Genomic DNA, 12493 nt, shown 5'->3' on the forward strand with positions numbered 1-12493 from the left:
CATGTTGTCGTAGATGCCGCGCCCCGGAACGCCCTCAAACACCCGGAAGCCATGCCAGTGGGCATCGAACAGCATCTCATGCGTTTGCAGCAGATAGGCCCGCACCAAGAAGGCGCGGCTGTGCGACAGCTTGATATGGGCGACCTGAAGCTTGATCCGCTCGCCGCCAACATAGGCCCAGTCCTCGCTCCAATCGAATTGAAACGCCTCGCCAGGCTGGAACACCAGCGGAACGAAGACCCCGCGGTCAGTCGTGTGATACGCGCGTTGCCGTTCACCCTTCCAGTCCCGCACAAAGGCCGCGACCCGCTCATATGAGCCATCAAAGCCAAGCTGCACCAGATCGGCATGCATCTGCTTGGCAGTCCGCCGCTCCTTGCGTGTTTTGCGCTGCTCAGACAGCAACCAAGCTGTCAGCTTCTCAGCATACGGATCCAGCTTGCTCGGCCGGTCCGGTCTCTGGAATTCGGGTTCGACAATCCCGGCCCGCAGATATTTCTTGATCGTGTTGCGAGACACGCCTGTTCGCCGCGCAATCTCGCGAATGGGCATCTTGTCTCGCAGCGCCCATTTCCGAATGACCCTCAAAAATCCCATGTCTACCACTCCAATAGCCCCCAGCTGAATCAAGCAGGGGCAAGGTTGCACATGGGTCAATTCTCAATGACAATTTCTGCAGTTGCCGGGTCAGTTCTCAGTGACAATCAACAACATGTTCAAGAAAGACCGATGGGAGGCCTTCACGCGCTTCCTCGAGGATGGGCGGGTCTGCTTGACGAACAACGCGGCCGAGAGAGCACTCCGCGGTGTGGCCCTTGGCCGGAAGTCATGGCTCTTCGCCGGCTCCGAGCGCGGCGGTGACCGCGCCGCCTTCATGTATTCGCTGATCGTCACTGCGAAGATGAACGATGTCGACCCTCAGGCCTGGCTCGGCGACGTCCTCGCCCGGCTGCCTGGCACGACAGCCTCCCGGGTGCCGGATCTCCTGCCTTGGAATTGGTCCCCGACACGGCAAAGGATCGCCGCATGACCCTGATCGCCCGCCTCCGGATCATCTTGAACGACGTCGAGCCAATGCCGATGCGCCACATCGAGGTGCCGCTGAAGATCAGGCTCGACCGGCTGCATGAGGTCATCCAAGCGGCCATGGGCTGGACCGACACCCATCTCTACGAGTTCCGGGTGGGGGATGCCGGTTGGGGCATGCCCGACCCGGACGGGTTCTACGACGGCCCCATGGACGCGAAGAAAATGACTTTGGAAAAGCTGCTCGACCAGACCGCCACCAGGACGATCCAGTATGTCTACGACTTCGGTGATGACTGGGACCACAGCATCCGGATCGAGCGGGTGGGCGAGGCCACTCAGGGCGTGACCTATCCGCGGCTTCTGAAGGCCGCGGGGGCCTGTCCACCGGAGGACGTCGGCGGCGCCTGGGGCTACGAAGAGTTCCTCGAAGCCCTCGCCGATCCCGATCACGAGCAGCACGAGGACATGGTCCACTGGTCGGGCGGGGACTTCGACGCCGAGGATGCCGGGGCCGGCACCATCATCGAACGCTTCGAGCGGCTGGCGAAGAAATGGGCCCCGCGGCCTCGCAAACCCAAAACTACGATCTGAGTGACGCCAGCGACCGCGGCCTACGCCGGATGGTTACTATCGTTCTGTGCGTAGAAATCTTCTCTGCGAGTAATGGTCGGGAGTTGAGTGGTGGACAGCTGAATTTCGAACGCCACCGGTCCGCCATAGCAATTGGACGCATAGACGTCCGGGAATGCGTACTGCCCCTCGTGACCCTTTGTATAGCGCTCAGGAGCGATGCCAGCCGCTGCTACATAAGGGTCCAATTCCAGTATCTCGCAGATCATGGCCTTTAGCTGCTTGTGACGCGCACCTTCCTGCTGTCCTTGAAACTTGTTCGCATCTATGGAGCGAAAGCTGGATGCATTGGCCGAGGCCCACCGGCAGTCCTTTGTCTCGGTTCCAAAGTGAAAGCAGTGCCGGCGCCCGTTGCTCGACTCTCGTCCGTAGACTGAATGACCGCAATCGCCACAAAGAAGGGCAGGCTGTCCTGTTCGACGGGAGCGCGTCGCTTTTGCACGTAGCTCGGACCATTCTGTGTCAGAGAGAGCATTCAGGTAAGTCTCTGTGTGAACCGGATGCGTTGATGGCGGAACAATGATTGCTTCGATCGTGAGTGCGCTCGCCTTCACTTTGGGCCACCCAGTTCTAACTCTGGCAAGTCCCGCAGGCTCTGCAGATCGAACGTCACCAGAAACGTCTCCGTCGTCACGAACGTATGCGGTGCGCCCGGCCGCGGCGACCGCGGCCCGCTGGCGATCAGGTCATTGTAGCGCAGCCGGGCCAGAAGATCGCGGCTGACCTCCTTGCCGAAGATGTCCGCCAGACCGGCCCGGTCGATCGGCTGGTGATAGGCGATTGCACAAAGCACCCCCATCTCCATCTCGGTGAAGGCCAAGGTCTGCTCGCCATGATCGGCGGCGGCCTTGATCGCGTCCGCGAACTGCGTCTTGGTCCGGAACATCCATCCACCCGCTACCTGGGCCAGCTCATACGGGCGGCCGGTCAGTTCGGCTTGGATGTCCTCGATCAGCATCTCGACCGACGCCCCCTGCCCCACCACGCGGGCCAGGTCGTCGCGACCGACCGGCGAGGCACTGGCGAACAATACCGCCTCGATCCGCCCCATCCATTCGCGCCAGCGCAGCTCCTGCGGAAGTTCTTCAAGTTCCCGGTCGAACCCGGCGCTGCCCTCCCCTTGCGCCTTGCGGTTCCGTGTCGCGACCGTCATGGCGCGATCCCATACAGCCGGAACGTCGACCGCCCGGTCAGCTCGCGCGCGACTCCCAACTCGACCAGCCGGTCGCAGAACCGCCGGGCAGCGCGGTCCGTCATCGGGATCGAGGTACCGCGAATCCGCGGTGACAACATCGACGACGGCGCCACGGAGTCCTCGGTCAGGAACAGCTCGACCGCTGCCTCCGATCCTTTCGCCCGCAGCTTCGGCGCCACGGCGCCAAGCGCGCCTGCTCGACGAGTAAGCTCTCGCGCCATTCGGACGATCTCTTCGATGCTCTCCAGAATCCGGACCTGCACTGCCAGCTCGGCCCCCTGCCCGTCTGCGGCCAGATCGCGCAGAACCGCCTTTGTCAAACGCTGCGCAGTCACGGGCAGCACGGTCTTCCAGTTCAGAGCCCGTGCCAGGACGGCATCAGAAAGCAGGCAGGCGACCCGCTCCGCTCGGTCGTCGGCGTCGAGCACGTCGCGTAGGACCGCCACGCCGCCATCCAACGGCCCATGCATCCGGGCGCGCTCCAATCCCCCATCAAGCCGGACGCCCGCGTACTCCGCGCCAGCCAGATCAGCGATCTTGCCAGTTTCGTCCGCCCGCAGGCGCACGGCATCTCTCCAAAACGCCAGCAGATCACCATCTGGCCCCCGCGCTTCGCCTGGCGGCGTCAGATGATAGGCGTCGCGGATATCCGCCTCCCGCGCGAGGCGGCCTTCCAGTTTCGAGGTCGCTGTCGCCGCGCTCAGCGCCAGCCGGTTGGCGAACAGTTTCACGGGCACGCCATGCCTGGGATCGTTGATCAGCTGGTCGAGCACCACCAGCGCCGCGCCCGACCGAAAGGCCACAGTTTCAAGGGTTTCCACACGCCCGGAGGTGACCCAGCCCGGCAGCTGCGGTAGTGTACTCAGGTCGTCCGATATGGCTGTCGGCTGGTATGTCATACCACAAGACTATCCCATGGCGGCGCTTTTGTCCACAATGTGATGTGAAAACCGCCCCACATTGCCGTTCGGCTTTATGTCCAATAAGTTTGCATTATCGGATGTGAAAAGATATGCTGGGAAGCAGTTCAATTTCATTGCCGGATTCAGTGAAAATATGCCCTCAGAGACCGAGAAATCGACGCCAACGCCCTCTGGTGAGCCTGATGACGATCGCGTCGACGCTAGCGATCAAGAGGAAAACGATGACATCGCCCTGCCCTCCCATGTCGCGGGTTCCGGCACGCTCGATCGACTGGTGGACACCGCCCGAGATTACGCCCGCGCCGCGGCTTCAGAGAACACGCTGAGGGCCTATGCGAAAGACTGGGCGCATTTCGCGCGATGGTGCCGAATGAAGGGCGCGGAGCCATTGCCCCCCTCTCCTGAGATGATCGGGCTTTACCTCGCCGATCTGGCCTCCGGGTCAGGCTCCTCCCCTTCGCAGTCGGCGTCCCGACCCCTGTCGGTCAGCACGATCGACCGCCGCCTGTCCGGTCTCACCTGGAACTACGCGCAGCGCGGGTTCATTCTCGATCGCAGGAACCGGCACATCGCGACAGTTCTGGCGGGCATCAAGCGCAAGCACGCGCGGCCGCCAGTCCAGAAGGAAGCGATCCTGGCCGAGGACATCCTCGCGATGGTGGCCACCCTGCCCTATGACCTGCGCGGGCTACGCGATCGGGCAATCCTTCTGCTTGGATACGCCGGAGGCCTCCGCCGATCCGAAATTGTCAGCCTGGACGTGCACAAAGACGATACACCGGATTCCGGCGGCTGGATCGAAATCCTGGAGAAAGGCGCCCTCCTGACCCTCAACGCCAAAACCGGTTGGCGCGAAGTCGAGATCGGCCGCGGCTCCAAGGATCAGACCTGCCCTGTTCGTGCCCTTGAGCAATGGCTGCACTTCGCGAAGATCGACTTCGGCCCGGTCTTCGTCGGAACCTCGCGTGATGGCACACGGGCATCCGAAACGCGGCTCAACAACAAACATGTGGCTCGACTGATCAAGCGCACGGTCCTCGACGCCGGCATCCGATCAGAGCTGCCCGAAAAGGATCGCCTCGCCCTCTTCTCTGGCCACTCTCTGCGCGCCGGTCTCGCCAGTTCGGCCGAGGTCGACGAGCGCTATGTCCAGAAGCAGCTCGGACACGCCTCGGCCGAGATGACCCGCCGCTATCAGCGCCGCCGCGACCGGTTCCGGGTGAACCTGACCAAGGCAGCCGGTCTCTGATCGCGCGGTCATTCGGTCGTTTATTAGTGTTATCTAAAATTGCAAATGGCCCGTTTTCATGCCCCTGATAGGCTATGCGCGCGTATCCACAGAGGATCAGACCCCCCTGCCCCAGTCCGAGGCGCTGCAATCGGCGGGATGCGCCGAGATCTTTGAAGAGCACGCCTCAGGCGGCAATCGTGCGCGTCCGGTGCTTGCACGTGTGCTGGAGCGGATCGGCAAGGGCGACACGCTGGTCGTCGTCCGGATCGACCGCCTCGCGCGGTCTTTGTCGCACCTGCTGGAGGTGATCGAGCGGCTGGAGGCCAAAGGTGCCTACTTCCGGTCCCTGCAGGACCCGATCGACACTGCATCGCCGCAAGGCAAGTTCACACTACAGGTCCTCGGTGCCGCGGCCGAGTTCGAACGCGCGCTAATCCGCGAGCGTACCAAGGCGGGTCTTGCCTCTGCGCGCGCCAAAGGGCGCGTTGGTGGCAAGCCGACATCGATCTGCATGGAGATGTAGGGGTTACCGATCGGGCGCCGCTTCAAGAGACGTCTCGAACCGCTTGTCCGCCGTCGCCGCTTCTTTCAAGAGCGCGTCGAAATCGTCAGGTGGATTTCCATCTTCCAGCATCCCTTTGAACGTCGCATAGGCATCCGTCTTGCTGCCGTAGGCGCGCAGGGTCTTATCGTCGTTCACCCAGGCCACCACGATGACCTTCGCATCGCTGTTGAACCGGTAGAACAACCGATACTGCTGGAAGAATTTCGCCCGGAACCAGTGCTTGCGGTGATCCCCGAGCGTGCTGCCTTGCCGGTAGGCTGCGGCACTCGGATCTGCCGGTATGGCCTCGGTGACCAGCTTGAAGATGGCGGCCAGCCGTTTCGTCGGGTTTTTCTTGCGCCAGGTCTTTGGATCGCGTGCCTTACGCGCCTCGACTTCCTCGATCAGCCCTTCGAGCTGGTCCAGAAAGAGCGGATGCGCATAAATCGACCATCCGTTTACGACAAGGGGCGCTTGGGCGGGCACGCTATCGCCGCTTATTCATCCTCGAGCGATAGGGGCGCATCGAGATCGACGTCAACGTCTCCGACCAGTGCTGCAAGACGATCATGCAAAGCCCCATCGAACGCCCGAATGCGGTCCGGATGCGCCTTGATATCGGCCTCGACAAAATCGAGAAACGCGCCGAGCGCGGGATCATCCTCTTCGGCGCGCACGGGCTCGATATAGACCCTGCCACTCGGCTCGGTGCAGTAGCGAATCTGGTCGCCCTTGCCCAGCTTGAGCTGCTTGCGCACACCCGCCGGCACGGTCGTCTGATACCGGTCCGTGAGTTTCGAGACGTCTTGTGCGAGCGCTGTCATGGCAGTCTCCTGAAAGAAAAGGGGCTTTGCTGACCGCAATAGGTAATGCACTTGCATTGTCTTGTCAAGACAAGCCGCAGGATCTGCTGTCGCCCGCAGGTCGATGAACCGTCCGGCGCAGCACCTATTCTCGCCCCGCGAGATACTCCGCCAGCACCGGGCTGGCAGCACCTTTCGCGGAGCTGAGCAGCTCCGAACCCGCAAGCGTGGCCTTCGAGAGGCGTACGAGCCCACCGGTTTCCTCGATCCGGTAGCAGCGGCGTTTTTGCCGCCCCCGCTTGTAGTGGGTCGCGGTGACGATCTGGCAGGTGCTGCCGTCGGTGAGCGTCACCGGTTTTGCGAGCTTGATCTTGTCGCCTTCGGCGTAGTCAGGGATCGCGGCCCAATCCCGGCAGCGCTGGCGCCAGTCCCGGGCGTAGCTGTCCGGGTCTTTCAGATCGGAGAGAAGTTCGATCAGCGCAAGGGGCGCGCGCGACGCGTTCGGGCCCGCGCTTTCCTCCATATCCTTGTAGCCCCAGCAGCCGTCATCGTATCGGGTGAGGAAGACAGCCCCGAAAGTGATCGAGCCATTCGCATCGGTCACATAGGTCGCATCCTCGACAGGGGTGCCGTCAAGACTTGTGACCTTTGCCGCCGCATACCAGGTGGAGCCAACCTTGCAAGCCTTGACCAGTTCGGTTCTGCGCCTGTCGCTCTCGAAGTTGCAGAGCCGGGTGGTCGTGCCATCAATGCCGTTCGAGCGCAGATGCACGCCATTGCCGACGATGAGGATCAGGGCGGGCCGGTCAACGGGTCCGTTCCAGTTGGGCAGGAAGGTCTTGCAGGCACGCGCGTGGGCGATCTGCGCCGCGACAGCGGAGGTGGAGAACTTGAGAATAGCCATGGGGATGTCTTTCGGTTGAGTGTGGGAAGGTCCAACCGAGTTGAAGGAACGTTCCGCCTTCTCCGAAGATGACATGGGCATTCGGCAGCGTCGCCGCCTGCCTGAGATAGGCGAGATCGCGGAGAACGGCCTTCCGCTCGAGCTGCCGTGCCAGCCCTGTCTGACCGGCTCGGCGCAGCTCTATATGCCGCCACCAAGAGGCAGCGGTCGCGCGTAACACGCGCAAGACACCTGATTGCATGGGAATGCCCTTCATCCGTAACGGCAGACCGGAACCCGGCCCGAACTCGTCAGAGGCACCCCAAAGGCCCTCATCCGTCGGTCACAAAAACCCGAAGTCCACTTTCCCTTTTCACTAGCCAACTGGTCCGGGGTAACTGCCGAGGGTCCGACACCACCGCGGACCCCCGTGACTGGATGCAGTAAGTGGCGGTTCCGATCCAAGATCGGCAACTCCGGTCCGACTGCTGCAGCCTTTCTCATATTATCAATAACTTATCTGACGTTCTCGATCGGCAAAAGCGCTCTAACGGCGACTTCTCAAGCCCAAAAATCAGGATTTGCTTCGTTCAGAGCAATGCAGCGTTACGGATTAGCACGGGAAACGAAGGCGCAGTATCTCCTATCAACTTGAAATTCAGCAATATTGTCGCTATATACCGTCAGTATCACTGTAGGAGCATAGATCATGCATATCACGAACTTTGCTGAAGCTGGGCAATTCGAACCGCGCAAGATCGCCGCTGTGCTACGCACATCAGCAGAAGAGATCGCATTGACCGTCGGCTTGGGCAAAGACGCGTTGCAGAGGCGAGCCCGCATTGGTTCGGACAAGACGCAGCGCCGCCTGCGCGAATTGGTAGAGGTGCTGAACAAAGTCGAACCCCGCTTCGGCTCGGAACTGATGGCCTATGCATGGTACCGGTCAGAGCCCCTGCCCGGCTTTGATGGCCGGACAGCCATGCAGCTGGTGCAGGAAGGCAAAGCTCAGCAAGTTCTGGAATACATCGATGCGGTCGATGCGGGCGTCTTTGCCTGATGCCGCTGAAAGATGGACGCTACTCAGGGCCGCTCTACCGCGCCCTGAACGCCGTCTATGCGCGTGAACCTTTGTCCGGACGGGGCGCCGAACTCTATGGAGGGCGCTTTAATGCCAAGGGCACCCCTGCCCTCTACACCTCGCTGGATCCCGCGACCGCTCTTAGAGAAGCCAACCAGGTAGGCAGCCTGCAACCCACGATCCTGGTGTCGTACAATGCCGACCTGGGGCCAATTTTCGATACCCGCGATCAGGACAGGCTCGAACGGTATGGTGTGACAGCGTCAATACTTGCCGACCCTGCATGGCGCATGAAGATGCTCGACGGTCAACCTGTGCCGACACAGGATTTAGCAAGCGCCCTTATAGCGGATGGGTTTGCGGGGTTCCTGATCAAGAGTTTTGCGAAGGGTGCGTCGTCATCGGACTTCGACATCGTCCTGTGGGCTTGGGATGGCAAGGGCGGTTCACTTGACGTCGTGGATGACGAAGAACGGCTGTCACGAATGTGAGGTGTGAGACTTGGTGCCGGATCTGTCCACCGCGGTGGACATCGACCGGACGGAGGAACATGGAATGACCGCGCAGTATCGCCCTATTGGAATTTGGCTCGGTGGCTTTGATGCATGTGGAGAGACCACGCGTAATTGGACTAGTTGCCAGTCAGACGTCCACCGCGGTGGACACTAGGCGGGTTGCATAGCAGTTTTGGATAGACGATTGATCAAAGCCACTGGATCAAACTGGTCTTGACGTTGGCCCAAGGTAATACTGTGAAAATACGCTCCAAAGTCCCTGATGCGTCTTCCAAGTTGTAGCATGATGAAGATGGCGCATGACGCTTTCTGAGCTCCTACTGCATTCTTGGCTTTTTCGAATGTATCTGGGTGAACCCCCATCATGGGTGCAAGTGTTCGAGCATGGTTTTCAATGTCCAACCAGTTTCTAAGTCTCTCTGTGGAGAACGACGTCGCTTGATCGCAAACTGAGGTTAGCAAGTCTGGTTTCAGAGCTTCATTGCCTATGTTGCTATCTAAATCTTTTTTTTCTTCTTCAGACTTAGATTGGTGCCGGACAGTTTGTCCGTCATTGGCGGGCAATTCCACAGTTTCTGGTGGGTCATCTGGTGTACTCAAATTCCGGCATTCTTTGTCCGTGTCAGCGAGCAGCGCGTGGTATTCGGGCAGGCTCAGCTTCCTGCGTAGAGCTCTCCGTGCGTGGGTGATGAATGTGTTGCAGGGATCATGCTTTTCCAAATTGGCGAGCTTTGTAAGGATCTGTTTGCGGATAAATATCCGATCCCGCCGGTTATTTTCCATCTCATGTGCGATGGCGATAAGCTCGCTTGCACGTTGGATGAGGGGGGTTAGAGACAGTCCATAGCTGATGCATTCCCCGCTGGACGAGCGAACGCGGTATCGCTTCCGGTTCGAGCTATCATTGCGTTTGATGAAACCGAGTTCGACGAAGCGGTTGATGTGTCTGCGGAGTGTCCGTTCGTCGATACCGCCGACGCGCTGGCAAATCGAGTCGTTGGACGCGAAAACCGTTTCGCCGTGGCCGGGCTTCAAGAAACTGAGCATGGCTTGAAGTGTTTGGATATGGCCAGGACGCAGACCGAATACGCTCCGTGCATCTCTCAGTGCCCTGAAGATGGTCCAAATGTCGGTTTCAGCCGCAGAAATTGAGCCGCTTGATGCAACAGCACCAGCGGTTTTGATCGATAGTTTTGTAAATGCCATGGTTTGTTCACGACGACCGTTCGGCCCACAGCTTCCCAGTCTTTTCCCGAGATTTTGCTCAGGAAAAGGCAAAAAAAACCGTCCACCGAATCGGTGACTCTTGACCGGTTTGTTGGAGGTTGCTACATCATGAGTGCTAATCGAATGATGAGGGCTCTCCAGGGGAAACTTTGGGGGGCTCTTTTCTTCTGGTCTTCGCTTTTCTCCTCTGCTCGCGTTACTCTGTGTGGCTTGGGTTAGGACCCAGAGCCGCTCTCATTCCGCCACTGTTCGAAGATCTGCAAAAGCGCTGCCTCTGCGCGCTCTTCGAGCCATTGGCCGAATTCTGGGTTGTCCTTCTTGGCGATCTTGATGGCGATCGTTTTCTGATCGACCGTCAGCGTTCCCACAGAGCTACCGTCCGCATCTTTGACGACGGACTTTAGGCTGCCGTTGGCTTGCTTCTTGTCGCTACGTGCCTTGTTCGAGCAAGCCGAGTAGACTGCCTGAAACTTTTCCGCGCTTGGAGTGTCGTCGGGCAGGGCGGCAATCACTTTTTTGGCCGTGTTCACCAGATCTATCTTTTTCGAGAAAGCAGCCAGATCACCCCATTGCCGTCGTCCGATGCCATGTGCCGGCCCTATCAACTGTACAAGCCCTTCTGGCAGTTGCTCTATGACGACGCGATGGTTGGACACGCCCTGCCGTGTCAAACCGAGAGCATCCTGGATGACGTTTGGCTTGTAGCCTGATTCCTGCATCTCTTTGATAAAAAGAGATTTCTCAATGAAAGACGGGTCTAGTCGGAGATTGTTCTCTTGGCCCTGTGCGATCAGAGATGCGTCGTCATCCAAAGTTCGGACGATCGCCTTGACCGTTCCACCGATCATGCGGATCGCTGCAAGCCTGCGTCGGCCGTAGATGATACGGTATCTGTCCGGTTGGGCCGATGGACGGACCATAATTGGCACTTGTTGCCCATGCTTGCGAATGCTTTCGGCCAACTCATCAATACTGGAATCCTCCAGCACTAACCGATCGCGCAGACCATCCATCTCAATCTGATCGGGCTCGATGTCCCGAATGGAATTCGCGGTGATCTCGCGCAAAGAGTCGCGCAATCCGCCAACAGATCCTGGCAATTTTGCCGCTTTTGGCGCGGTAGGGGAGGGGGCCGCGCTCTCCTTCTCGTCCTTTGGTGGCTGATTGAAGATGTTTCGGGCCATCAGCGGCGCCCCCATGCCATTTGGATTGTCTGTTCCAACTCATCTCCAACGCCGTTCACGCTGGTCAGAGCGCGATCAATCGTTTTTCTGATGAATTGGCTCGGATCAACTTCGTAGACGGTTTGCTGGGTCATACCAGCGTCTGAGATCGCCGTAGATTTCAGCATTGGTTCAGTCATGACCTGTCCGGCCAAGATCGATCTTAGGTAGCCCGCCATCTGCGTCTGAGGCCCGTCCGACGGTTCGTATCTCGTGATCAAGAACTTTACGAAGTCCCAGGTCACGCGCCGGCCAATGGCTTCTTCCACGGCCTTGACCGTTTCCGAAGCAAGTTTCAGAAACTGGCTCATGGAAGCGATGTCGAGCATGCCAGGTACCACGGTTACCAAAAGTCCCGTTGAGGCTGCCAACGCCGTAAGGGTCAAGAAACCAAGTTGAGGTGGGCAGTCGATCAGAACGATGTCGTAATTCGCCTCTACTTCCTCAAGCGCTAAGGCGAGACGCTCCGCAAATATGGGCTGCACCCGGCGGGCGAGGGCATTTGCCGTCTCAGTTTCGTATTCCGAGAGCATCAAGCCCGCTGGGACCATATCGAGCTTATGGAAGTAGGTTTTTTGGATGACGGCTGAGAGCGGAACTTGCTCCTCATATCTCAGGGCATCATAGATTGTGCCGCCTTCGGCGAACTCGAGCTCAGGCCGAAAGCCGAAAAAGGTGGTCAAACTTGCCTGCGGATCGAGATCCAAGACCAACACTCGGTAGCCTCGCAAGGCATACCGTTGTGCAAGATGTATCGTTGCTGTCGTTTTTGACGATCCGCCTTTGAAATTGACGACCGATATTACCTGGAGACGATCGCCCTCTCGTCGACCAGGGCGGTAACTTTCTACGTTCTTTCCAGTGCGCCCTAGAATATCACGCAACTCATCAATCTCTTGGGCTGTGTAGAACCGGTGTCCGCGGTTGTCTGTATGCACTTCCGGGAAGCTGCCGTCCTTGTGCCGGTTGCGCAGGTTAGATGTGCTTACGCGCAGGAGGCTGGCGACCTCGGTTGAACTGAAACGGCGCAGGGACTTTCGTTCTTCGGGCTCGAAAGCGATCTTCATCTGGCGATCCAAAGATTCAGCCAGATTGTCGGCAAATGCTCCGATGTCGGAAGAGCCTATGCCTTGCGCGTATCCAACGTTACGATCATCCATGTCCTGCCGCCCACTCTCGGCCTCTGTTGAGGCTCTTGGTCATTCTGAC

Annotated in this window: 14 protein-coding genes and 3 pseudogenes; 6 read left to right on the forward strand and 11 right to left on the reverse strand. The window is 59.2% G+C overall.

Features of this window, described 5'->3' with window-relative positions; genetic code table 11:
* Nucleotides 1-597, reverse strand: a 597-nt coding sequence (gene istA, locus NANH_RS0123745; protein ID WP_027264263.1) for an IS21 family transposase, incomplete at its 3' end; no start/stop codon positions are given.
* Between the two features lie 127 nt (nucleotides 598-724).
* Between istA and NANH_RS27160 the strand changes: the two are divergent.
* Both NANH_RS27160 and NANH_RS0123755 read left to right on the forward strand, forming a co-directional pair.
* Nucleotides 725-1030 (forward strand): annotated as a pseudogene (locus tag NANH_RS27160) (transposase domain-containing protein); the annotation flags it as partial.
* Entirely contained in the window at nucleotides 1027-1620 is a 594-nt protein-coding gene (locus tag NANH_RS0123755) for a plasmid pRiA4b ORF-3 family protein (RefSeq protein ID WP_027264264.1), read from the forward strand. The pseudogene NANH_RS27160 and the gene NANH_RS0123755, both read left to right, overlap by 4 nt.
* A 20-nt stretch (nucleotides 1621-1640) precedes the next feature.
* Here NANH_RS0123755 and NANH_RS29880 read toward each other — a convergent pair whose 3' ends face one another.
* The 3 genes from NANH_RS29880 to NANH_RS0123765 are packed head-to-tail and all read right to left on the reverse strand — an operon-like array spanning nucleotide 1641 to nucleotide 3753.
* Nucleotides 1641-2213: a DUF6035 family protein gene (locus tag NANH_RS29880; RefSeq protein ID WP_223228108.1), complete on the reverse strand. Its 573-nt coding sequence runs from the start codon at nucleotides 2211-2213 to the stop codon at nucleotides 1641-1643.
* On the reverse strand, nucleotides 2210-2812 hold the full coding sequence (scpB, locus tag NANH_RS0123760) for an SMC-Scp complex subunit ScpB (RefSeq protein ID WP_027264265.1): 603 nt from the start codon (nucleotides 2810-2812) through the stop codon (nucleotides 2210-2212). The genes NANH_RS29880 and scpB overlap by 4 nt, the downstream gene beginning before the upstream one ends.
* Nucleotides 2809-3753, reverse strand: a complete 945-nt coding sequence (locus tag NANH_RS0123765) for a DUF1403 family protein (RefSeq protein WP_027264266.1) — start codon at nucleotides 3751-3753, stop codon at nucleotides 2809-2811. Before NANH_RS0123765 ends, scpB begins: the two co-directional genes overlap by 4 nt.
* Before the next feature lie 157 nt (nucleotides 3754-3910).
* On the opposite strand from NANH_RS0123765, the gene NANH_RS0123770 reads away from it, so the two are divergent.
* Both NANH_RS0123770 and NANH_RS27165 read left to right on the forward strand, forming a co-directional pair.
* A complete protein-coding gene (locus NANH_RS0123770; protein WP_027264267.1) occupies nucleotides 3911-5026 on the forward strand; it encodes a tyrosine-type recombinase/integrase in 1116 nt (371 codons plus the stop codon).
* Between the two features lie 58 nt (nucleotides 5027-5084).
* Nucleotides 5085-5507, forward strand: a pseudogene (locus NANH_RS27165) (recombinase family protein); the annotation flags it as partial.
* Nucleotides 5508-5534: 27 nt separating this feature from the next.
* On the opposite strand, the gene NANH_RS0123780 reads toward NANH_RS27165, so the two are convergent.
* From NANH_RS0123780 to NANH_RS29505, 4 genes and pseudogenes are all read right to left on the reverse strand, one after another.
* Nucleotides 5535-6053: a type II toxin-antitoxin system YhaV family toxin gene (locus tag NANH_RS0123780; RefSeq protein ID WP_027264268.1), complete on the reverse strand. Its 519-nt coding sequence runs from the start codon at nucleotides 6051-6053 to the stop codon at nucleotides 5535-5537.
* A complete protein-coding gene (locus NANH_RS0123785) occupies nucleotides 6050-6376 on the reverse strand; it encodes a type II toxin-antitoxin system PrlF family antitoxin (RefSeq protein ID WP_027264269.1) in 327 nt (108 codons plus the stop codon). The genes NANH_RS0123780 and NANH_RS0123785 overlap by 4 nt, the downstream gene beginning before the upstream one ends.
* Nucleotides 6377-6500: 124 nt before the next feature.
* Complete coding sequence (locus NANH_RS0123790; RefSeq protein WP_100160910.1) at nucleotides 6501-7259, reverse strand: DUF6927 domain-containing protein; 759 nt, start codon at nucleotides 7257-7259, stop codon at nucleotides 6501-6503.
* Nucleotides 7260-7287: 28 nt separating this feature from the next.
* A pseudogene (locus tag NANH_RS29505) lies at nucleotides 7288-7515 on the reverse strand (hypothetical protein); the annotation flags it as partial.
* A gap of 432 nt (nucleotides 7516-7947) precedes the next feature.
* On the opposite strand from NANH_RS29505, the gene NANH_RS0123795 reads away from it, so the two are divergent.
* Both NANH_RS0123795 and NANH_RS0123800 read left to right on the forward strand, forming a co-directional pair.
* A complete protein-coding gene (locus tag NANH_RS0123795; RefSeq protein ID WP_027264271.1) occupies nucleotides 7948-8298 on the forward strand; it encodes an MbcA/ParS/Xre antitoxin family protein in 351 nt (116 codons plus the stop codon).
* Nucleotides 8298-8810, forward strand: a complete 513-nt coding sequence (locus NANH_RS0123800; RefSeq protein WP_027264272.1) for an RES family NAD+ phosphorylase — start codon at nucleotides 8298-8300, stop codon at nucleotides 8808-8810. The genes NANH_RS0123795 and NANH_RS0123800 overlap by 1 nt, the downstream gene beginning before the upstream one ends.
* Before the next feature lie 174 nt (nucleotides 8811-8984).
* Here NANH_RS0123800 and repC read toward each other — a convergent pair whose 3' ends face one another.
* The 3 genes from repC to repA all read right to left on the reverse strand — a co-directional run bounded on the left by repC (nucleotide 8985) and on the right by repA (nucleotide 12444).
* Nucleotides 8985-10040: a plasmid replication protein RepC gene (gene repC, locus NANH_RS0123805; protein WP_027264273.1), complete on the reverse strand. Its 1056-nt coding sequence runs from the start codon at nucleotides 10038-10040 to the stop codon at nucleotides 8985-8987.
* Nucleotides 10041-10276: 236 nt separating this feature from the next.
* Nucleotides 10277-11245, reverse strand: a complete 969-nt coding sequence (gene repB / locus NANH_RS0123810) for a plasmid partitioning protein RepB (protein WP_223228107.1) — start codon at nucleotides 11243-11245, stop codon at nucleotides 10277-10279.
* Entirely contained in the window at nucleotides 11245-12444 is a 1200-nt protein-coding gene (repA, locus tag NANH_RS0123815; RefSeq protein ID WP_027264275.1) for a plasmid partitioning protein RepA, read from the reverse strand. The genes repB and repA overlap by 1 nt, the downstream gene beginning before the upstream one ends.
* Nucleotides 12445-12493 lie beyond the last annotated feature (49 nt).

Source organism: Sedimentitalea nanhaiensis DSM 24252, assembly GCF_000473225.1.
GTDB lineage: Bacteria > Pseudomonadota > Alphaproteobacteria > Rhodobacterales > Rhodobacteraceae > Sedimentitalea > Sedimentitalea nanhaiensis.